23 protein-coding genes and 1 pseudogene are annotated in these 21,054 nt (G+C 45.9%); 5 read left to right on the top strand and 19 right to left on the bottom strand.

The window, feature by feature from the left end:
• On the bottom strand, nucleotides 1-707 hold a 707-nt coding region (locus FD32_RS10345), incomplete at its 3' end, for an RNA-guided endonuclease TnpB family protein (RefSeq protein ID WP_235803794.1).
• A gap of 210 nt (nucleotides 708-917) precedes the next feature.
• Nucleotides 918-1,187 carry a 30S ribosomal protein S15 gene (gene rpsO, locus FD32_RS08245; protein WP_003711721.1) on the bottom strand — a complete coding sequence of 90 codons (270 nt, stop codon included), beginning with the start codon at nucleotides 1,185-1,187 and terminating at the stop codon, nucleotides 918-920.
• A 252-nt stretch (nucleotides 1,188-1,439) separates the two neighbouring features.
• Between rpsO and rpsT the strand changes: the two genes are divergently transcribed.
• A complete protein-coding gene (gene rpsT / locus FD32_RS08240) occupies nucleotides 1,440-1,694 on the top strand; it encodes a 30S ribosomal protein S20 (protein ID WP_047769079.1) in 255 nt (84 codons plus the stop codon).
• A gap of 107 nt (nucleotides 1,695-1,801) precedes the next feature.
• Here rpsT and holA read toward each other — a convergent pair whose 3' ends face one another.
• The 16 genes and pseudogenes from holA to pdhA form a co-directional block, all read right to left on the bottom strand.
• On the bottom strand, nucleotides 1,802-2,821 hold the full coding sequence (gene holA, locus FD32_RS08235; protein WP_047769077.1) for a DNA polymerase III subunit delta: 1,020 nt from the start codon (nucleotides 2,819-2,821) through the stop codon (nucleotides 1,802-1,804).
• On the bottom strand, nucleotides 2,791-5,034 hold the full coding sequence (locus FD32_RS08230) for a DNA internalization-related competence protein ComEC/Rec2 (protein WP_082126066.1): 2,244 nt from the start codon (nucleotides 5,032-5,034) through the stop codon (nucleotides 2,791-2,793). Before FD32_RS08230 ends, holA begins: the two co-directional genes overlap by 31 nt.
• A gap of 27 nt (nucleotides 5,035-5,061) precedes the next feature.
• Nucleotides 5,062-5,553: a ComE operon protein 2 gene (locus tag FD32_RS08225; RefSeq protein WP_047769075.1), complete on the bottom strand. Its 492-nt coding sequence runs from the start codon at nucleotides 5,551-5,553 to the stop codon at nucleotides 5,062-5,064.
• Between the two features lie 58 nt (nucleotides 5,554-5,611).
• The gene (locus tag FD32_RS08220; protein ID WP_047769073.1) at nucleotides 5,612-6,235 is read right to left on the bottom strand and encodes a helix-hairpin-helix domain-containing protein; all 624 of its coding nucleotides are present in this window, start codon (nucleotides 6,233-6,235) and stop codon (nucleotides 5,612-5,614) included.
• 81 nt (nucleotides 6,236-6,316) lie between these two features.
• Nucleotides 6,317-7,366 carry a SepM family pheromone-processing serine protease gene (locus tag FD32_RS08215; protein ID WP_047769071.1) on the bottom strand — a complete coding sequence of 350 codons (1,050 nt, stop codon included), beginning with the start codon at nucleotides 7,364-7,366 and terminating at the stop codon, nucleotides 6,317-6,319.
• On the bottom strand, nucleotides 7,350-7,871 hold the full coding sequence (gene coaD / locus FD32_RS08210) for a pantetheine-phosphate adenylyltransferase (protein ID WP_047769069.1): 522 nt from the start codon (nucleotides 7,869-7,871) through the stop codon (nucleotides 7,350-7,352). The genes FD32_RS08215 and coaD overlap by 17 nt, the downstream gene beginning before the upstream one ends.
• 4 nt (nucleotides 7,872-7,875) lie before the next feature.
• On the bottom strand, nucleotides 7,876-8,436 hold the full coding sequence (gene rsmD / locus FD32_RS08205; protein WP_047769067.1) for a 16S rRNA (guanine(966)-N(2))-methyltransferase RsmD: 561 nt from the start codon (nucleotides 8,434-8,436) through the stop codon (nucleotides 7,876-7,878).
• Nucleotides 8,433-8,717 carry a YlbG family protein gene (locus FD32_RS08200; RefSeq protein ID WP_047769065.1) on the bottom strand — a complete coding sequence of 95 codons (285 nt, stop codon included), beginning with the start codon at nucleotides 8,715-8,717 and terminating at the stop codon, nucleotides 8,433-8,435. The genes rsmD and FD32_RS08200 overlap by 4 nt, the downstream gene beginning before the upstream one ends.
• A complete protein-coding gene (locus FD32_RS08195; RefSeq protein ID WP_420323855.1) occupies nucleotides 8,717-9,937 on the bottom strand; it encodes an FtsW/RodA/SpoVE family cell cycle protein in 1,221 nt (406 codons plus the stop codon). The genes FD32_RS08200 and FD32_RS08195 overlap by 1 nt, the downstream gene beginning before the upstream one ends.
• A 148-nt stretch (nucleotides 9,938-10,085) precedes the next feature.
• Nucleotides 10,086-11,930: a translational GTPase TypA gene (gene typA, locus FD32_RS08190; protein ID WP_047769062.1), complete on the bottom strand. Its 1,845-nt coding sequence runs from the start codon at nucleotides 11,928-11,930 to the stop codon at nucleotides 10,086-10,088.
• A gap of 105 nt (nucleotides 11,931-12,035) precedes the next feature.
• On the bottom strand, nucleotides 12,036-12,803 hold the full coding sequence (locus FD32_RS08185; RefSeq protein WP_047769060.1) for an inositol monophosphatase family protein: 768 nt from the start codon (nucleotides 12,801-12,803) through the stop codon (nucleotides 12,036-12,038).
• On the bottom strand, nucleotides 12,803-13,087 hold the full coding sequence (locus FD32_RS08180; RefSeq protein ID WP_047769058.1) for a UPF0223 family protein: 285 nt from the start codon (nucleotides 13,085-13,087) through the stop codon (nucleotides 12,803-12,805). Before FD32_RS08180 ends, FD32_RS08185 begins: the two co-directional genes overlap by 1 nt.
• Nucleotides 13,088-13,217: 130 nt before the next feature.
• A complete protein-coding gene (gene lpdA, locus FD32_RS08175) occupies nucleotides 13,218-14,645 on the bottom strand; it encodes a dihydrolipoyl dehydrogenase (RefSeq protein ID WP_047769056.1) in 1,428 nt (475 codons plus the stop codon).
• A gap of 6 nt (nucleotides 14,646-14,651) precedes the next feature.
• Nucleotides 14,652-15,968 (bottom strand): 2-oxo acid dehydrogenase subunit E2, encoded by a 1,317-nt coding sequence (locus FD32_RS08170; protein WP_047769054.1) that lies wholly within the window; start codon nucleotides 15,966-15,968, stop codon nucleotides 14,652-14,654.
• A gap of 44 nt (nucleotides 15,969-16,012) precedes the next feature.
• A pseudogene (locus FD32_RS08165) lies at nucleotides 16,013-16,990 on the bottom strand (alpha-ketoacid dehydrogenase subunit beta).
• A 2-nt stretch (nucleotides 16,991-16,992) separates the two neighbouring features.
• Nucleotides 16,993-18,099 (bottom strand): pyruvate dehydrogenase (acetyl-transferring) E1 component subunit alpha, encoded by a 1,107-nt coding sequence (pdhA, locus tag FD32_RS08160; RefSeq protein WP_047769053.1) that lies wholly within the window; start codon nucleotides 18,097-18,099, stop codon nucleotides 16,993-16,995.
• 251 nt (nucleotides 18,100-18,350) lie between these two features.
• Here pdhA and def point away from each other — a divergent pair, with 251 nt between their 5' ends.
• Nucleotides 18,351-18,911, top strand: a complete 561-nt coding sequence (gene def / locus FD32_RS08155) for a peptide deformylase (protein WP_047769051.1) — start codon at nucleotides 18,351-18,353, stop codon at nucleotides 18,909-18,911.
• Nucleotides 18,912-18,966: 55 nt separating this feature from the next.
• Here def and FD32_RS08150 read toward each other — a convergent pair whose 3' ends face one another.
• Nucleotides 18,967-19,437: a hypothetical protein gene (locus FD32_RS08150; protein WP_047769049.1), complete on the bottom strand. Its 471-nt coding sequence runs from the start codon at nucleotides 19,435-19,437 to the stop codon at nucleotides 18,967-18,969.
• Nucleotides 19,438-19,572: 135 nt separating this feature from the next.
• Between FD32_RS08150 and FD32_RS08145 the strand changes: the two genes are divergently transcribed.
• The 3 genes from FD32_RS08145 (at nucleotide 19,573) to FD32_RS10465 (ending at nucleotide 20,913) form a co-directional block, all read left to right on the top strand.
• Nucleotides 19,573-19,785 carry a DNA-directed RNA polymerase subunit epsilon gene (locus FD32_RS08145; protein ID WP_047769047.1) on the top strand — a complete coding sequence of 71 codons (213 nt, stop codon included), beginning with the start codon at nucleotides 19,573-19,575 and terminating at the stop codon, nucleotides 19,783-19,785.
• Between the two features lie 183 nt (nucleotides 19,786-19,968).
• Complete coding sequence (locus tag FD32_RS10470) at nucleotides 19,969-20,373, top strand: acylglycerol kinase family protein (protein WP_337588852.1); 405 nt, start codon at nucleotides 19,969-19,971, stop codon at nucleotides 20,371-20,373.
• A 3-nt stretch (nucleotides 20,374-20,376) separates the two neighbouring features.
• A complete protein-coding gene (locus tag FD32_RS10465; RefSeq protein WP_337588853.1) occupies nucleotides 20,377-20,913 on the top strand; it encodes a diacylglycerol/lipid kinase family protein in 537 nt (178 codons plus the stop codon).
• Nucleotides 20,914-21,054 lie beyond the last annotated feature (141 nt).

Below are 21,054 nucleotides of genomic sequence, written 5' to 3'. Positions count from 1 at the left end.
TGGTTCCATTGACAGACAGCAGCCGTCGCCTGATGCTTCCGTTTGGCATACTTACTCTGCCACTTGGTTGCTTGCTTTTCCGCCCATTTAGCATTAAAAGTTTCGTACTTAATCCCATCAGAACTAATGGCTAAATCGGCAATACCAACATCTATCCCGACTGCTTTTCCCGTCTTTCTTAAGTGTTCGGGAGCTTCAACTGCCACTTGTAATGACAGATAGTAGCGGCCAGTGGGCTCGAGACAAACCGTATAGTACTTAATCTTGCCATTAGCTAACCGGGTTGTTTTGCTGGTGCGGATACTGCCCAGCTTAGGCAATCTCACCCGCCGTTTAGCAAGCACCCGACAAACTGACCGCCCCGTATAAGCTTGGCGAATAGCACGACGCGATTTAAAACGTGGGTAACCGCCCCGATGTTTAAATAACATCTTAAAGGCTTGGGCGAGATTATGATTGACTACCAGGAAGCTAATTGAATCACTCGCCCGAAGGAATGGGTATTCCTGCTTGAGTCTCTTCAGTAGATAATTCATCCCGTATTCATTGACGAAGTAACTGCTGGGATTATTCTGATACCGCTCCTTGGCCATCGCCAACATTTGGTTCCAAACGAAGCGATCATTACCAAACATCTGCCACAATTGTTCCCTTTGCTGGACATTGGGATAAAGGCGAAGTTTGATCCCCTTTATAACTTGTGCCATTTTCACCACAATCTTTCATCATTGGCCAGTCAACAAAGCTAATTAATACCTGAACACCATTCTCTGTTAAGGATATTATATCATATCTTAAAACGTGTGTTCGACTAAAAGATTTAAAAATGGGCAATTCATCACGTCCTTAAAAGAACGTGTTTCCTTGCCCGTTTATAAAAAAGCACCCCACAAAATGGGGTACCCTTGCGACTGAAATTACCGACGTAATCCCAGTTCCTTAATCAATTCACGGTAAGCAGGAAGGTCAGTCCGGCGTAAGTAAGCCAAGAGGTTACGACGGTGACCGATTTTCTTCATCAGACCACGTTGTGAGTGGTAATCGTGCTTGTGAGTACGAAGGTGTTCGTTCAGTTCGTTAATGTCAGCGGTTAATACTGCGACTTGAACTTGAGTAGAACCAGTGTCGCCTTCGTGTGTTGCAAATTGCTTAATGATTTGATCCTTACGTTCTTTAGAAAGAGCCATGATCAATTTCCCACCTTTCAAATTTGTGTATGCCTAGTTCTAAGTACGACGTCGGTGAGGATCGTCAAACTGAGAAGAGGCAGGACGTTAAACGTCGATATTAATATACGTCATTTAACGGATTTTTGCAACTCTTTTCATCAATTACCGTGCTATTACCGGTAAACTATTGCAATAAGGCCCAGTCTTTTGTATAATGACAAATGTTGAAAATTCTGGTCAACTGAATACCGGGTATCGGAGGTGAAACTCATGCCAATTATCAAATCAGCGATCGAACGTGTTAAGACTAGTGAAAAGGCCGAAGCACGTAACGCTTCCCAATTAAGCCACATGCGGGCTGCTATCAAGAAGTTCGACAAGGCCAAGCTTGCTGGTGAAGGTGACCTTGATCAATTATACAAGGACGCTATTTCAGCAATTGACCGTGCCCACTCAAAGGGTCTTATCAAGGCTAATAAAGCAGCTCGGGACAAGTCCCGTCTGTCAGCTCGTTACAACAAGTAATGAGTTTTGTTAAGGCAACTTGTGTGAAGTTGCCTTTTTTCTTTCTTCAACATACATTAAAAGGTCAGCAGGTTTCTGCTGGCCTTTTTCTATCTCCTAAATTCAGATTAGCGTTGACTATACTTTAACATAAAAAGTTGAAAGAGAAGTTCTGGATCGCGTTGGGTCGTCTTTAGCGACCGTTCGATATTAATTAGACCCAGGTAGGCATTCTCTAACGCCATCATTGAAAACTGCCGAACAGTCCGCAAGCCTAGTTTTACCCGGTACGGGTGAACATTTAGTTGACTCGCCATGCTTCCTTGACTTAGACCCCGGTGAGCAAGGACCTTAAGCTGAATCAGTAAGCGGAACTGACTTACCAGTACGGCGTTTATTTGTAAAGGTTGTTGCTGCCCTGCTAGTAGCTGCTGGTAGAGGCTTAAAGAACGTGGTTGGTTGTGTTTTAAAACCGCCGTAACCAGGTCAAACACATTTTCATCGAGCGATTGCGGTACCAAGTTTTGCACCATCGATGAATCAATATGCTTCTCTTGGTAAGCAAGAATTTTTAATTTTTCCGTATTTGCTTTCATCAGGCCGTAGTTCGCATTGGTCCGTTGAACAAGTTCGTCCATTGCCGCCTGGTCAATCGTGAACCCCGCCAACTTTAGCTCACGAACAACCTGTTGCCGTGCCTGACGTTCATCCAATGGCGCCGCGTCGACCACCACTGCACTCTTTTTTAGTTTCTTAACAACCTTTTTTCGCCCATCAAGTTTCTCATATGGTGCCAAGAACACTAATGTCGTCGATGGTTCAGGATGTTCAAGGTATGTTAAGAGACCGGGAATATCATGATCAACCTTTCCCTTTCCCCGCTCGTTAGTTAAAAAGAAGGGCTTATTGACCAGCACAAGACGCCGTTCCCCAAAGAAGGGCGCCGACATTGCATCGTCAAGGGCCGTTGCAACAGGGGTTGTTTCCATGTCGTAGCGACCAACATTCATGACCCGTTGTTCAGGCGGAACCAACTTAATAAACTGCTGAACTGCTTCATCTAAGAGAACCTGCTGAGTTCCTAATACCAGGTACACCATTGCCGGTGTTGTTGTCTTCAATTGCTTAGTGAGCTCGGCAACGTCCATTTTATCTCGTCTCCCCTTAATTTAGTCTGCCACTTTCCACTTTGGCCGCGATAATTGTATTTTATCATTCCATACTGCTGGGTGGAAAGGGGCTTTATGTTTCTACATTTCAATTCTTCAACAACGTCATCATTGGGGTGGTGATAGCGGTTAAACCGCCCAGCAGAGATGATCCCAATTTGAGGATGGAGGGTATCTAAGAACTGGGGATCACTGGCGGTTCGACTCCCGTGGTGCCCTAATTTAAGGACGCCAATCCGCAAGTCGGGATAACGTTGTAAAACAGCTCGTTCACCCTGCCGGTCTAAATCACCGGTAAAGATAAACGACTGCCCACCAAAGTTGCCGGTTAAGACCATTGAATCCTCGTTCTCGCCATCACCACGATTAAAGGGATGGAGTATTCTTAGCTCCGGATCTACTTGGTCACGGTCGGTCACACCCCGAAGCTGTCCAGTGAAGTGGCCATTACTTAACCGCTTGATTAGTTGTGCCTGATCCTCCATTCCTGCCGGCACGGCGATCTTACGCACCCGCATTTCTTTTAGGAAGGTCGGTAAATAGCCGATATGGTCCGCATCATGATGGCTAAGATAAATCGTATCAATGGTCGTAATTCCCCGACTCTTCAGATAATTGATCGTTGCCCTTTTCGCGCCATCACTATGCACGGTCATCCGCGCCCACTGCGGTTGTTTGAAATTTAACTTTCCCCCGGTATCAATCAGCATCACCCGCCGGTTAAGTGGGGTCCGAACTAGGATACTATATCCTTGACCAATATCCACGAAGGTAACTTCCCCAGCGAGCGGAAAGTGGATTACCGTGAAGCATACCAGATAGGCAACAAGCAGGTAATCGTATTTTTTGAATGATGGCCGTTCGAGAAGCCAGAGCGTCAATATAAAAAAGGCAAGGTTCCAAAACAGTGGTGGCTTTCCAAAGGGAATCATCCCCGGAATTTGTCCGATAGTACTCAAGGAGTGCTGAAAGAAAATCAGCACCTCGTTTACGAACTGTCCGACCAAAGGAACGCAGTCATAGGTAACTGCGCTAACCACCACCAGCGGAAAAATAACGACAGAGAAGAATGGAATCATAATAAAGCTGGCAAAAAAACTTAGCCAGTGAACCTCATAGACATTTGCTAATATCGACGGTAAGCTCACGAGGCCGAGCCACCAACACCGCTTAAAATTACCTATCTGAGGGTTAATCACGTGGAGGACTAACGATAATAAATAAGTCAGTTGCCCACCCAGGTTTAACAATAAATAGGGATTCCATGCCATCCCAATGAGAAGGCTAATTGCCCAGCCATCCAAGGCGTCGATTTTTAGTATTCGGTGACCAAGAATAAGCTCCATCATAATTACCGCCCGAATAAGGCTAACCGAGCCGCCACCAATTATTAAATAGGCTGGTAAGAAAAATAATAAGCACCAATTAACCAGTTCGAGGTCAAGCCACAAGTAAGTGGCAGTCATCCGTACCAAGGTGACTAACAGGACGACGTGCATTCCGGAGATACAGAAAAGGTGGATAATTCCCAGCCGTTTTGCATTCTCCATCAATTCCCCAGTGTCCTGAGTCTGCTCGCCGATTATCAATTGTTGACAATAGCCGGCGAGCGGCCGGGGCATCCGGTTGAAAAAAGCAATCAGTCGCCTGCGGATAACGTGACAGCAAACTACAATATTATACCGGCGCAACGGTTGTATCGTTTTAACCTCTTTGATGCGCAGTTCATTGCAAATTCGTCGCTGATAATAATAGCGCTGGGTATCAAACTGGTTATCATTAGTCGCTGGAATAATGGGCTGCCGGTCCCCCGTCACCTGCCAAACCGTTGGTAATTTTGACCGGGTAAAACGGGATAACTCTTCTGGCGTCCGCGCCCGAACCATTGCCGTGTCTTTTTGCCATGTACCAGGATAGTGGGCCGTCAAAAAGACTAAGCTTCCATTATGCCGCACCTCATCCGGATAGATGACAATTCGCCAGGTCCCTGCTTGTACATTCCGAAGCGTGTGGGCACCGACCCAGTGGTTAAAATTTCCTGTCAGGAGGGCTAAACCGACAGCAACGAGGATACTTGTTAAAAGGACTTGCCGTTGGTGTAATTTAAAAATGCGCCAGAAAAGATAACCAGCAATCAAAAGAAGCCACTTATTTTCTGCCGCAATCGCCGTTGCTAAGGTTCCCGCCAGCATTGCCGGGAAGATCCAGTAATGACGAATCTACTTTTCCCCAGCACCCGGGTCAATATACTGATCCAGGTGAACTTCATCGAGAATATTGGTGTCTAATTTAATTTGGCGTAATTTGACATTCTTCATCTTTATTAACTTCATCGCGTAATCATCGTTATGGTAGTTACGGATGTAGTTAATTTCCTTGATTCCCGCCTGGAGGAGGCTCTTCGTGCACTGCAGACAAGGAAAATCAGTGACGTACAGGCTGGCACCATCCATTGACATCCCGAACTTAGCACACTGAAGCAAGGCATTCATCTCAGCGTGAATTGTCCGGACACAGTGCCCCGCGCGAAGGTAACATCCTTTGTCAATACAGTGGTCATCACCGGAAACAGACCCGTTATAACCACCAGCAATGATTCGTTTATCACGAACAAGTACTGCCCCCACTGAAAGCCGCGTGCATGTGCTTCGTGAGGCGAGCAAAGCTGCTTGGATCATAAAATACTGATCCCAGTCAATCCGTTTTTTCACTCTATCACTCCCTTAATTTAAGTTTAGTATAGCAAAAAATATTCATTAGCCAAAAAAATTAGACAGATAATTGATCTTTTATTTTTGCAACGGTTTTCTCACCAAATCCCGAAACCTGGTTTAACTCATCGACACTCTTAAATTGGCCGTGCTGTTGGCGGTACGCCAAAATCAAATCTGCTTTCTTGTCACCAATCCCCGAAATTTGACAAAGCTGCTCCTTGCTTGCCGAATTAAGATTAACAATTGGCTTGTTATCATTACTTTTGCTGGGAGCAGTACAGCTCCCAGCCGCCAATTCAGCTGGTACCTGCTCACCCTGGGTTGGCACATAAAGTACTTGCTGGTCAGTAAGTTCCTTTGCTAAATTGACCTGGCGCATATCTGCCGTGGGCAAAGGTCCACCAGCGGCATGGAGCGCTTCATCAACCCGCGCACCCCCGGTCAAGCGGTATACTCCGGGACGCTTAACCGCCCCTTTTATATCAACACAAACTCGACCGGTGTGCAGCGAACTAGTGCTTATTGACGACGTGCTAGCAGGCGTTGTGAATTTTTGATCAGTGCTTGCTTCGCGATTAGTCACCAAACGGCCAACAAAGAAGAGGAGGAGGGTAATGACAATTGCTCCACCAATTAGCTGGCTACGGTAGTTCATCCATAATTCCCTTATTCTTTCCATTTCATCCCCTCCACCTAATAAATACGGTAATAAACAAAAAAGAAACGGAAAAACTTAATTCTCCGTTTCTTTTTAAAATTACTAACGGTGACTTTCCAGGTAGTTAACCGCCTGCTTAAAGCTGGTCACTGGAACAACTTTCATGTTGGGTGCGTATTTTTTGGCTGTCGTCTTGGCCATCTGGTAATTCGTCTGGTGACCCTCCTCGTACTTTAAGAGCAACTTAGAGGGCTTAACGTACGGTGCAAAGAAAATTGTTGCCCCGGCACGGTGGGCGGCAATAACCTTCTTGTCAATTCCACCAATTTCACCGACCCGACCGGCAGAATCAATTGTTCCGGTCCCGGCAATCTTACGACCCCGTTGCAGGTCATGGCCACTGATCTGCTGGTAAATTTGCAAAGTAAACATCAGGCCGCCAGAAGGTACCCCCAGTTGTCCTGGATCAACCTTGACGGCCGGTCTCGTGTGAACCTTCATATTATTGGTCAACATGATACCAATTCCGGCGCGTTTCTTGGTTAGGCGAACGAGTTTTCTCGTTGCCGTATGTTTTTTGCCATCCCGCTTAAAGGCCACCTTCAACGGACTGCCCACTCTTTGCCGACCAATGTACTTTTGGTATCCCTGGGCCGTGTTGAAATGGCGGCCATTTACCTTGGTAATTGTGTCCCCAACGTGAATAACCTTTTTAAACTTTGAAGACGGTTGAACCTGCAGGACATAAATTCCCAGGTACTTCTTATTTACTGACTGGTGAGCGGCCTTATAGGCAACCGCAATGGCTTCATTTATCGAGCTCTGCATATAAAACTTTTGTACGCGGTCAAAGGTTGCGTTATTTTGCCCGCCCGTAACGTCATCAGCACTCTCGATTGACAAATAAGGGACCATCTTTGCTATGAGGTAAGTTGCTGGCCGGGCCTGCTGGAGGGCAACTGAAGTGATCATAAAGCTTCCTTTCCCCGGGTCCGGGTGTCCCTTAATTTTTACAAATGAGCGGAGGTTACTGGCGTTGCCGGGTGCTTCAATATATGAGTTGAGTGGCCACAAAAGCGACCATGCAACAAACAGGACGGCAGCCAGGACAACACCAATCCACCGCAGGACCTTTTTATCTTGTCTTTTCATTGCTTTCCTTCACCTGCATCAGTTGGCGTTCTTCAAGACGTTTCTTCAATGCTGCATTAATATTGGCGGGTAGGTAGGCTGAAATATCACCACCAGCAGCGGTGACTTCCTTTAGTAAGCTACTCGACAGGTGCTGGTATTCCGGTTTTGCTAAGAAGAAAACCGTTTCACACTGGTCATCAAGGTAGTTGTTCATTGCTGAAATATCACGTTCATAGCGAAAGTCCTCAGTGTTCCGTAGTCCCCGCATCAAGTAATCTGCCCCAATTTTATTCATCAGGTCAACAGTCAGTCCCTGAGCAGTAATAACTGACACATTAGCGAGCCCGCTAACAGCTTCCTTTACCTGCGCAACACGTTCATCAACGGTAAACAGTGGTTTCTTACTCTCGTTGGTCATGACCGCCACCGCGAGTTGGTCAAACAGGGCGCTGCCCCGCTTAATAAGGTCCAGGTGACCCAGCGTTAGGGGGTCAAAGGTTCCCGGAAATAATGCAATTTTCATGTTTCTACTCCTTTTCGTATTGGTAAATTGTTAGGACGGTGATTCCATAGGACTGCCGTTTGCAGAACTTAAAATGGTCCCAGTCATGGTCTGGCAACTTGGCTTCCTGATTTGTCTCAGCAACAATGACTGCGCCATTTGCCAACAGGCCGTTTTCCGCCATCAATGACATGTCCTTAACGATTTGCTGCTTAGCGTATGGGGGATCAAGGAAGACCAGGTTAAAAGCCTGCCCTTTCTTACCCAAGAGCTTAAGAGCCTTATGGGCGTCCATCTTGTAGACTTGGAATTGGTCTGGGTGTTTGGTAGTCGCAATGTTTTTCTTAATTGTCTTAATAGCTTGGTATTGACGGTCAACCAGTACCGCCTTATCGATTCCCCGGGAAACGGCCTCAATGCTTAGGCCCCCACTCCCGCCAAATAGGTCCAGGCTCTGTCCCCCGTCAAAGTAGGGGCCAATAATGTTAAAGAGGGCTTCCTTGACTTTGTCAGTGGTCGGCCGGGTCGCCATTCCCGGGACCGCACTAAGCCGGCGACCACCAAATTTTCCTGCAACAACTCTCATTCTTTATCATCCTCATCATGCAATTTGTATATTCCCGTCATTTCCAGATCGGTAAGGGTGGGGTCAAGGTCTGGCCGGTAGGACTGCTCGACCCTGCGTACTGCCCGCAGTTTCTTTAGCCTGTCTGTAACAGCTGTTACTTGGTCCTGGTCAACGTACAGGACAACATAGTGCATCCGCCGCGAGACATAACGAACCATTCCGTAGTGGCGGAGGGTCCGGATAACACGGTTACCATTAATGTAAACAATTAGGGCGCGCCGTGCGGTTAATTTGAACATTAATAATTACCCCTTTCATTCGCCACAAACGGCCTCCCCATTTGGAGGCGACCCTTATTTTGTTGGATACTGATGTTCATGATGATTCCCACTGCACTGGACAAAACCAGCATACTAGATCCCCCGTAACTGATGAAGGGAAAAGTAACCCCGGTGATTGGGAGAAGGCCCAAGACACCACCAATGTTAAAGGCCGTTTCAATAATCATAAAAGTCGCTGTCCCATAACAAATCAAGGTTTGGTATAGTGAATTACTCCGGACACCGACCAGGATGATCCGACAGATCAGGCATAGTAAAAGACCCAAGATGACTGTTACCCCAACCAGGCCCAACTCCTCACTCACAATTGACATGATAAAGTCGGTATTTGGTTCGGGAAGGTAACCCATCTTTTGAATACTATTACCAAGGCCCACGCCAAAAATTCCCCCATTACTAATCGCGTAATAGGAATTAACCAGTTGACTCCCTGAGCCACTGGCATTACCGAAAGGGTTCATAAAGGCGATGAATCGTTGGGCCCGGTAACCACCGTGAAAGAGTCCAGACTCAATGGCTTTTTCCAAAAGGAAGTAGCAAACAGTGGGCACACCAACAATCAGGCCAATGCCAAAACCCCAGCGGAAGTCACAGGCAAGCAGCATCACCGCAATAATTGCGAAGTTGATTGCGAAGCCCCCCGTATCAGGCTGAACAAGGATTAGGATTAAAAATACACCCGCAAACAGTAGTGGACCAGCGGCAGCACCTGAATCCAGAAAGTGTGACCCACTCTGTCGTGCCCTGGCCATCCGATCGGCAAGGTACAAGATTAAGTACAGCTTACAAAATTCCGCGGGCTGAATATTAATTGGCCCCAGGGAAATCCAACCCTTGGCCCCGTTAACTGCCCGGCCAACAATCAGGACAAATAACAGTAAGAAAAGCATTATGAAGGTTGAATCCCGCAAAAAGCGCCGTGTTCGTAAGTGCTTCATCGACAGGTTAGCGAAGAAGAAGACACAGGCCATCCCGACTATGGCGTAGATCGACTGTTTTACCAAGTAGCCTTGCGGACTTCCCCCATTTTGCATCTCGATACCCGCACTGGAAGAATAAACCATGATTATTCCGGCCAAGCAAAGCACTAAAAACGGGACAAGTAAGTAGTAATCCCAGTAACGCATGTCATGCCATGCGCTCTTCAGTGGAAGCCGCCGGAGCCGTAATTTTCTCATTTTAATTAACTGCCACCTACCTTAACCAATAAAATACAGATTTAATTATAACATTAATCGTTACTGGTAAATTTAGAAAAGGTTACGCGATAAAAAAGGGAACTGGTTAAGGACCAATGTCCTTTCCAGTTCCCTCCGTAGTCAGTAACTATTTCCGCGAAGCAGCACGACGGCGCTTTGCTTCCTTTTCACGTGCATTAGTGTTCAAAATCTTCTTCCGTAGACGGATGTTTTCTGGAGTTACTTCACAGTATTCATCCTCGTTCAAGAATTCAAGTGATTCTTCAAGGGAGAAGTGAGTTGGTGTCTTGATGTGAGCCATTTCATCGGAACCTGCTGCACGAACGTTAGTCAAGTTCTTACCCTTGGTGATGTTAACAGTAATGTCGTTTTCACGGCTGTTTTCACCAACGATCATTCCTTCGTAAACTTCCGTACCTGGGTCAATCAGGAGACGACCACGACTTTCAATCCCCATCATTGCGTAGGTCGTTGCCTTACCGGCATTCATTGAAACCAGCGTTCCCTTTTGCCGACCAGGGTTCCAGTTCTTGATAACTGGTGCGTACTTTTCAAAGGTGTGGCTCATGATTCCGTATCCCCGAGTAAGGGTCATGAATTCAGTGGAGTAACCAATCAAGCCCCGTGAAGGTGCGAGGAAGATCAGGCGCGTCTGACCATTTTCGCCGGGTTCCATGTTTTGCATTTCACCCTTACGCTTGGATAAGCTGTCGATAACACCACCGGTGTATTCATCAGGAGTATCAATCTGGACTTCTTCGAATGGTTCGCACATTGTTCCATCAACTTCACGGTAAATAACTTCTGGCCGTGAAACAGACAGTTCGTAACCTTCACGACGCAAAGTTTCAATCAGGATTGAAAGGTGCAGTTCACCACGTCCAGAAACTGTCCAGGCACCTGGGTCATCCGTGTCTTCAACCTTCAGGGAAACATCGGTCTGCATTTCACGCTTCAGACGGGTTTCCAGTTGACGAGCAGTCACAAACTTACCTTCCCGGCCCGCAAATGGTGAATCGTTGGTCCGGAAAGTCATCCGCAGTGTCGGTGGATCAATCCGCAGTGGCGTCAGTGCTTCTGGGTGGTCAGGATCAGCAACCGTTTCACCAACGTTGATGTCTTCCATCCCGGAAACAGCAATTAAGTCCCCAGCTTTGGCTTCCTTAATTTCCAGTCGCTTAAGCCCGAAGAACCCAAACAGCTTAGTAACCCGGAAGTTCTTCTTAGAACCATCAAGTTTCAAGAGGGTAACGTTATCCCCAACCTTAATGGTTCCCCGGAATACCCGGCCAATACCAATCCGGCCAACAAAGTCGTTGTAGTCAAGGATAGCAACTTGGAATTGGAGTGGTTCATCAGAGTTGTCAACTGGCGCCGGAATGGTCTTGATAATTGTATCAAAGAGCGGCTTCATAGTATGTTCCTGTGTAGAAATGTCGGAATCGTAACTAGAAGTCCCATTCATGGCAGAAGTGTAAACAACTGGGAAGTCAAGTTGGTCTTCATCAGCCCCTAATTCAATAAAGAGGTCCAGAACTTCGTCAACTACTTCTTCCGGACGAGCACCCTTACGATCAACCTTGTTGATGACAACAATTGGGGTTAAGTGTTGTTCCAATGCTTTCTTTAAAACGAAGCGGGTTTGTGGCATCGTCCCTTCAAAGGCATCAACAACCAGGAGGACACCGTCAACCATCTTCATAACCCGTTCCACTTCACCACCGAAGTCAGCGTGTCCTGGGGTATCCAGGATGTTGATTTGGTACTTACCATACTTAACAGCAGTGTTCTTAGACAGGATAGTGATACCCCGTTCACGTTCGATTGCGTTAGTATCCATCGCACGGTCTTCGATTGAGAAGTGCTCTGGTAAAGTATCTGATTGCTTCAGCATTTCGTTAACCAGGGTTGTCTTACCGTGGTCAACGTGGGCAATGATCGCAATGTTACGAATGTCGTCACGTCTTTTCATTGCTTGGTTCTTCCTTTCATTTAAACAATTATTCCTGGATAAGTATACACTCTTCCAGCTTCGATTTCATAAAAAAACTGTGACAATTTAGTCACAGCTTAACAGCTAACCAGTAATCTTTGCAATATCCTCACTGGCTTGTGTTGTAGCTACCAATACAAGGTTAGATGATAGCACATCTGGTGTAGTGCCGTCAATTGATTTAACGACAAGACCTAGTTCTTCAGCCAAAACACGTCCAGCGGCCAGATCCCACGGCCGTAAGTGTGAAATGTAAGCTACTAACTCACCGCTTAAGACACCAATCATTTCCTTGGCCGCACTGCCGTACATCCGAAGGCCGCTGGCTGCCTGGGCAACCGCTGGCAGGTTGTGAACATTGCTTAAGATTAAAGGACTACTAATTGCCACCAGACCATGGTGGAGGTCAAGGCTAACTGGGGGCTCACTCCGTTTTTCATTAACATAGACGCCCTGTCCCCTGCTACCATGGTACAGACGGCGGTTAACACAGTCCATGATATACCCCAGAGTCGGCTGACCATCAACATACAGGGCTAACATAATACCAAAATTATCATGCTGGCGAACAAAGTTAAGCGTCCCATCGATTGGATCCACAATCCAAACATGACCGCTAAGGCTCGTCAGATTATGAGTGCCAAATCCTTCCTCACTTAAGATCCGACAGCCCGGATCAATTATTTCCAATTGCTGGTCAATAAAGCGTTCGTTTTCCTTATCAACAGTGGTTACCAAGTCATTGTAATTGGTCTTTTCCGCAACGTGATAAGGCTCGTTCATTCGCTTAAGGGTCATTTCATTAACATCCTGAATCAACTTAATAACGGCCGCGTCAATCTTTTCAGTCATTAATCATCAGCCACCTTAATTATTTTCTTTTGACTCATTGAAGCAAGTTTTACAACAGTATAGAGCTGATAGCCAGAATTCTTAGCAAACTGCCGCCCCAGTTGTTTTTCCCCCGCTTTGCTGCTGACGACCTTTTTAAATGCACGATACTTTTCCAAGACCTTGCTACGGGGAGCGCCAATTTCATACGCATCCTCAACTACCCGTAAAAAAGCAATCACCGTCTCCATCTCGTCCGTCGTCCAGTCAGGATCAAGTGGATATGAATAATTCTGCTGTCTCATGAATTTACCTCTCCCCCTTTAACGCTAACTGGCTATATTATAACCTGCCTACCAAAAGATGGCGAGACCAAAAAACAAGGAGTTACAACCGTAGTCGTAACTCCTTGTTCACTTATATTAACGTTCAGTGCTAAATGTGGGTTGGCAAGCCAAGCGCAATATCAGCAGCTTCTTGGATTGGTTCATTAAGAGTTGGGTGTGGGTGAATAGTTAAGTCGACGTCTTCAACATTCATTCCACAGTTAACAATTAATGACAATTCACCAGCCATGTCACTAGCACCAGGGCCAACGATTTGGGCACCAACGACGTTCTTCTCGTCCTTAGTGTAAATCAAACGAACGAAGCCATCTGGTTCGTCCAGGGAAACGGCCCGGGCATTACCGGCAAATGGGAATTGTGCGGTAGCAACTTCAATCCCCTTATCCTTTGCTTGGTCAACATTCATGCCGACTTCTGCCATTTCAGGATCAGTGAAGCAGACAGCAGGAACGCCTACCCAGTCGTTAGCAGTGTTCTTTCCGGCAATCGCACCAGCGGCAGTCTTTGCTTCAAAGAAAGCCTTGTGAGCCAGGGCAGGACCTGGAACAATGTCACCGATTGCCCAAATACCATCAACATTTGTCCGACCTTGTTGGTCAACGATAACTTGATGGTGGTCATTAAGTTTAACACTGGTCATGTCAAGACCGAAGTTGTCGGTGTTTGGCTTCCGACCAACGGAGACCATGCAGTAGTCAGCCTTGATTGAGCTTTCCTTACCATCAACTTCGTAAGTAACCGTAACACTGTTATCGTCTTGTTCTGAGTTCTTAGCCATTGCACCAGTGATGATGTCAATGCCCTTCTTCTTCATATTCTTTTCGACAACTTTAACCATATCCTTGTCAAAGCCGTTCAGGATTGAAGGAAGACCTTCGATAATCGTAACATGGGAACCAAGGTTAGCATATGCACCAGCCAATTCGGAACCGATGTAACCACCACCGATAACAACAAGTTCTTTAGGGATTTCTGGCAGGTTCAGGCCACCAGTAGAGTCAATAACCCGGCCTTCAAACTTGAAGTTTGGAATTTCAACTGGACGGGAACCCGTTGCTAAGATAAGGTTCTTCCAAGTAATGGTCCGGCCAGCATCATTGTCCATGAACTGCTTTGGACCTGGCTTGATAACCCGGAACTGGTGATCGTTATCCATGATGGCTTCACCATCGATAATTTCTACCTTGTGCTTCTTAAGAAGCATCTTAACCCCACGGGTCATCCGGTCAACAACCTTCTTTTGCTTCCACTCCTGGGTCTTCTTGAAATCGATTGTAGCATCGGTCTTAGAAACACCATAGGTTGACGAATCCTTTGCTTCTTGGAGACGGTGTCCGGCAGCAATCAATGCCTTTGATGGGACACACCCAACGTTCAGACATACACCACCTAGGCCTGGGTCACCCTTTTCGATTAAAGTAACCTTTTGACCTAATTCCGAAGCCCGGATAGCGGCAACATAACCACCTGGGCCTCCACCAACAATAACTGTATCCTTTTGTTCAACATCTGCCATAATACATTAAGCCTCCAAAGCGAGCAATTCTGGGTCGTGTAACAGCTTCTTCAGGTAGTTCATTGCGTTTTGACCTAAACCACCATCGATCAACCGGTGATCAACAGTTAATGATAACTTCATCATGTGGCCAACAACAATTTCACCCTTGTCATTTACAATTGGTTCAGTAGCAATCGTACCAACACCTAAGATAGCAACTTCTGGTTGGTTAATGATTGGGGTGAACCACTTACCACGCATAGAACCAATGTTAGAAATCGTCATTGAAGTCCCGGCCATGGAATCTGGTGAAAGCTTATTGTCTTCAGCAGCTTGAGCATTGTCAGCAATTTCCTTGGCAATTTCAATCATGCTCTTAGAGTCAGCCTTCTTGATGTTTGGTACATACAGACCGTGGTCAGTGTTCGTAGCAATACCAATGTTGTAGTAGTGCTTTTGAACTAATTCCATCGTGCTGTCATCAATGGAGCAGTTGAATTCTGGGAACTTCTTCATTGTGGCAACTAAGGCCTTAACAACGTATGGCAAGAATGTCAAATGAACACCTTGATCAGCAGCAACTGGCTTATACTTCTTCCGGTTAGCCATCATTGCGGAAACTTCAACATCGTCCAGTAATGTGATCATTGGACTGATATCCACAGACTTACGCATGTTCTTAGCAATGATCTTCCGCATGTTGGAAAGTGGTTCGCGGGTTTCAGCATCTTCACCAGCACCCTTGTAAGGCTTAATGGTGTTACCAGCAGCCTTAGCTGGAGCAGCGGCTGCAGCTGGGGCAGCACCATTAGCTGGAGCAGCAGCGCCATTGAAGTTGTCAATATCTTCTTTCAGAACTTGACCATGCTTGCCACTTGGTTGAACAAGTGAAATGTCAACGCCCTTGTCACGAGCATATTGACGAACAGAAGGCATTGCCATAACAAGCTTGTTAGGTTCAGCCAGTGGGGCTACGCCACCCTTAGCTGGAGCGGCATCTTCCTTAGGAGCTTCATCCTTCGGTGCTTCGTCTTCTGCTGGAGCTTCGTCTTCATCATCGTCGTCGCCACCTTCGGCTTCAACGTTGGTGCTTACGCCGTCCTTACCATCATCAATTAAGAGCAGGTCATCACCCTTTTCAACGTGGTCGTCTTCCTTGACGTTAAGGGTCTTAACGGTCCCGTCAACTGGTGATACCAATTGAGTAGTTGACTTATCAGTTTGAATTTCAATTAATGGGTCGTCGGCCTTAATTTGGTCGCCTTCCTTTACCAACCAAGAAGCAACATCCCCTTCGGTCAGACCTTCACCCATTTCTGGTAATCTAAATTTGTATGCCATATCGAATTAACTTCCTTTCATAACCAATAGCAATCTAGCTATGATTAATAATTAACTGTGTCGCGCGCAGCTTCTTCAATGTCGTTAGCAGTTGGGAGCCAAACATTTTCTGCTTGTGGGAATGGGTAAACAGAGTTTGGTGCAGCTACCCGGCTAACTGGTGCGTCAAGGTACATAATTGCACCTTCAGAAATGGCAGAAGCAACTTGTGCACCAACACCAGCCTGCTTCTGAGATTATTGAACAATGACAACATGGTGCGTCTTCTTGACGGATTCAAAAATAGTGTCAGTGTCAAGTGGGTAAAGTGAACGAAGGTCAATAATTTCAGCAGAAATATTGTCCTTAGCTAACTTCTCAGCAGCCTTTTGGGCTTCGGACACTTCACCACCGTAAGCAATGATGGTAACATCCTTACCTTCTTGAACGACGTTAGCCTTGTCCAACGGAACAGTGTACTTGTCGTCAGGAACTTCACCCTTAACTGAACGATAGAGGCGCAAGTTTTCAAGGAAGACAACTGGGTCGTTGTTTTCGATGGCAGAAATGATCAGACCCTTAGCATCGTAGGCAGAACTTGGGGTAACAACCCGCAGTCCTGGTACACCAACGAAGAAATTTTCAAAGTCGTCCCCGTGCAGTTCGGCAGTGTGGGTACCACCACCGTATGGAGTCCGGATAGTAATTGGCGCGTTCTTAGTACCATTGTATTGGAAACGAATCCGTGACATTTGGGCAACAATTGAGTCTAAGGCTTCAAAAATGAAACCAGAGAATTGGATTTCAGGAACTGGACGCCAGCCGGTAACAGCTAAACCAATTGACATCCCGAGAATACCAGATTCAGCTAGTGGTGTACTGAATACCCGGTCAGCACCATACTTCTTTTGTAATCCGTTAGTAGCACGGAAGACCCCACCGTTTTTACCAACATCTTCACCGAAAACGAGGGTCTTAGGATCTTCAGCTAAAGCAATGTCAATACCTTCAGTAATAGCTTTGATATAAGTCTTTTTAGCCATGATTACTTCGACTCCTTTGCTTCGTACTTCTTAATTTGTTCTTTAATATCAGGGGTTGGTACTTCAAAGGTCCGCTTCAGCATATCCGTAACCTTTTCAGGTTCAACAGCGTCTGCTTCCTTCATGGCCTTCTTGAAGTCGTCTTTGCATTCATCAGCGTACTTCTTTTCTTCGTCTTCAGACCAGAGACCCTTTTCAGTCAAGTACTTACGGAGACGAATCAGTGGGTCTTTGTCGAACCATGGCTTTTCTTCTTCCTTAGTCCGGTAACGACTAGGATCATCACCAGCGGAACTGTGGGCACCGAACCGGTAAGTCAAGGTTTCAATCAGAACTGGACCGTTACCAGCAGCAGCGAATTCACGAGCTTCCTTGGCAACTTCGTAACATGCCAAAACATCCATCCCATCAACTTGGACAGCTGGGATACCAGCGGCAACACCCTTTTGGGCAATTGTTTGAGCATGAGTTTGCTTCTTACGTGGGTAAGAAATAGCCCAGCCGTTGTTTTGAATAATGAAGACAGCAGGTGATTGGAAGGCACCAGCAAAGTTCATCCCTTCGTAAGTGTCACCTTGTGAACTTCCACCTTCACCGGTGTATGCATATGCAACGGTATCCTTTTCCTTGTTCTTCTTGATACCTAAAGCAGCACCGGCCATTTCAACCATTTGTGCACCAATGATAATTTGTGGACGAAGAGCACGAGCGTCGAACAGGTTACCCTTAACGTGACCCTTTGACCATAAGTACATTTGAGCAACAGTAGCACCATGTTGAATCAATTGTGGTAAGTCACGGTATGCTGGGAACAGAAAGTCTTGCTTCTTAAATGCAGAAGCGGTCCCCATTTCGGATGCTTCTTCACCCCAGGTAGGAGCATAGAATCCTAAACGACCTTGTTGTGAGAATGACATGGTTTGTTCGTGAAGTGCACGTTCCCATACCATCTTCTTCATCAGGTCGACTAATTGGTCATCAGTAAAATTAGCCATTAAATCCTTGTTAACGACTTTACCATCGTTATCAAGAATTCGAACGGGCTTTGCAAATGCAGCGCCTTCTTCGGCTTTAATCTTAGCAAAGTCTACAGCTTTGGCTTCGGCCATTATAAACATCCCTTTCCAAATCCAATTAACATCATATATAAGCGATTGCCTACTTACAGTTTCTAGTATACCTAATTCTGAACATAATACAAGCGCTTTCATAGACTTTTTTATTGCGTGTTGACTATAAGTTATGCATGTGAAAACGCTAACTTGATGATTTTGTATAATAATGAGACTAATTTTGGGCGTTGTCATCGATAGGCATTATGATAGACTAGTATTGATAACTATTAATGGAGGCGGAAAAAGTGTATTTAATGAAGGATATTGTTCGTGACGGCGACCCGGTATTAAGGAAGCGGGCTGCTAAGGTTGAATTCCCCCTCTCTGAGGAAGACCAACAGTTGGCCAAAAAAATGATGGAATATTTGGAAGTCAGCCAGGATCCCAAACTTTGTGAAAAATATAAGTTGCGGGCTGGCGTCGGCTTAGCCGCACCACAGGTCGGGGTTTCTAAACAAATGGCTGCTGTTTTAGTCCCACCATTGAAAAAGGATGGTCAACCAGAATTTAAGGATGTTATTATTAACCCGGTAATTGTTAGTGAATCTGTGCAATATGGAGCGTTGACTGAAGGTGAAGGTTGCCTCTCCGTTGATAAGGATGTGCCCGGATACGTACCACGTCACGACCGGATCACCCTCCGCTACCAGGATACGGACGGCAAGAAACACCAGGTTCGGCTAAAGAATTATCCGGCAATTGTTTGCCAGCACGAAATTGACCACCTCCACGGCGTCTTATTCTACGACCACATTAATAAACAAGCCCCATTTGAGGCCCCTGCTGATACAGTAATGATCAGCTAAAATGTTAAAAGCGACTTTTGACACCCGCTATCATGGGTACCAAAAGTCGCTTTTTCTATTTACTGTGTTGCTTAAGTTTCTTTAGGTCAGCGACATATTCTGCCGTAGCTTCATTTAAAATATATGCGACATCAATATGGAGGACACCTTCATATTGCCACCAGTCCGTAACCTTAAACACGCTAAACTTTGTGTTAACCGCCGTTAGTTGGTGGTCGTTAGCGTAATTACCTAACTGTTTATTAAGGCTCTGGGGCGTCAGCTTAGCGTCCCGTGTTTCGTCCCCATCGAAGTGATATTCAAAGGCTAAGACGCCTTTTCCCCAAACATCAGCAACGAGTTGTGAGTTTAGGGAACGATCCCACCCTAATAATGTCTGTAAACTGTCATTAACCGCGGCGTCGGTTGTCTCCTGTGCTTGACGTCGCAAAATAATTGTTGCCCGGTTAATCAAGATACGATGAACAACGGTGTACAAGCACGCCACCACCACAACAGCGATTAAGCAAATTATAATTGTCTTCATCTCGTAACCCCCATAAGCCTCTTTGCTAAATTAATCATACCATGTTGCCAATTCTGAGGACAGCTAAACTTAGATGTGCTAAAATGGATAAGGTAAAACACTGAAAATAACATCTTTTAAGGAGTTTTTAGTAGAATGATCTTTAAAGTATATTATCAACCAGATAGTACCAAGCGCCCCGTTCGTGAAAACACCAAGTCACTTTATATCGAAGCTGACTCCGAACCAGAGGCCCTTTTAATGGTTGAACATAACACCGACTATAGTATCGAGTATGTCGAACAACTTGATGAGAAGGCTCTTGCGTACGAAAAGCAAAATCCAAACTTCAAAATGACGAGTTTCTAATTTTCAGGTCAGGGGTCCACGGGCGTCCCCACATACATATGATGCTGAATACCAATGGGGTCCAACATTCGGATGAACCGAACGCTGGGCCCTATTGCATTCATGAAGAGCCCAACTTATTTTGAAGATTAATTAACTTCTTATCCGGTTATATAGTTATTAAGATCAAGAAGGAAGATCACTATGCATTACTCAATCATCCTTAACCCAACTGCCGGTAACAGTAAAGCGCAAAAAGAATGGCAGTTAATTGAGCCCCAATTAATCCAAGCGCAGGCTAGCTTTGACATCCACACAACCAAGGACCGCTCAAGCGCTGAATATTTTGCAACCCGTCTCGTCCAAAGGCGTAAAAAGGGTATTGTCATGGTAATCGGCGGTGATGGGACCCTTCACCAAGTCTTAAACGGCCTTATTAAGGAGAGTCACCGTCTCCACACTAGTCCCCTCCCCCTGGCCTTTATTCCGGCAGGTATTAATAATGACTTTGCCCGCGCTTTTGGGGTACCATTAAAACCGCTGGATGCCCTCCAGCAAATTCTTAATACCACAACGGTAACCAATGTCAATATTGGCCACTACCATTAGGCAATCAAAAATGAAGAAGGCTATTTTCTAAATAACATCGGCGTTGGTTTTGATGCCGCGATCGTTAGTCGAGTTAATGGGAAAAGCGCCAGAAAGCAGTCTACCGCATTTCATCTTTGGCACCCCGGCTACCTTCGTCAGGCCTTAGGGGTCGTTTACGACCAACAGCCCTTCCAGCTAATGGTTCAACAAGGGAACTCGCGGAATTTTTATCCCCGGGCGTACATCGTCCTGCTTGTCAATCATCCCTTCATTGGTGGTGGCGTCAAGGTTGCGCCCACAAGTAGCCTTAGTCAACCACAATTAGACCTGCTTGTGGCGGAACAAAAGGGCTGGCCAATCACCTTTTGGCAACTAATCCAGTTTTCCCGAGGGAAGCTGCCAAATTCCCGTTTTGCCAACCACTTAACAGGATCCCAATTCCACTACACAACGACCTCCCTTGAGTTTGAACAAAGTGATGGTGAACCATTGGGTAATCGTTTTGTCGACCTCAGTACGGACGTTACCCAGTACCCATTCTGGCAGACAACCAAATAAAAAGGGGCTGTGACAAAAAGCCCTTAAATTAGAATCTCCATTCGGAATTTGATGAAAATTCTGAATGGAGATTCTTGATTATCTAAATATTTTGAGAAAATGAGCGGCCTTCCGGCCATTTTCTTCATGTTTAATGCCATT

This window comes from Limosilactobacillus panis DSM 6035 (assembly GCF_001435935.1).
GTDB lineage: Bacteria > Bacillota > Bacilli > Lactobacillales > Lactobacillaceae > Limosilactobacillus > Limosilactobacillus panis.
Note: the sequence above shows the minus strand (reverse complement) of the source record. Positions and strands in the feature narration are given on the sequence as shown.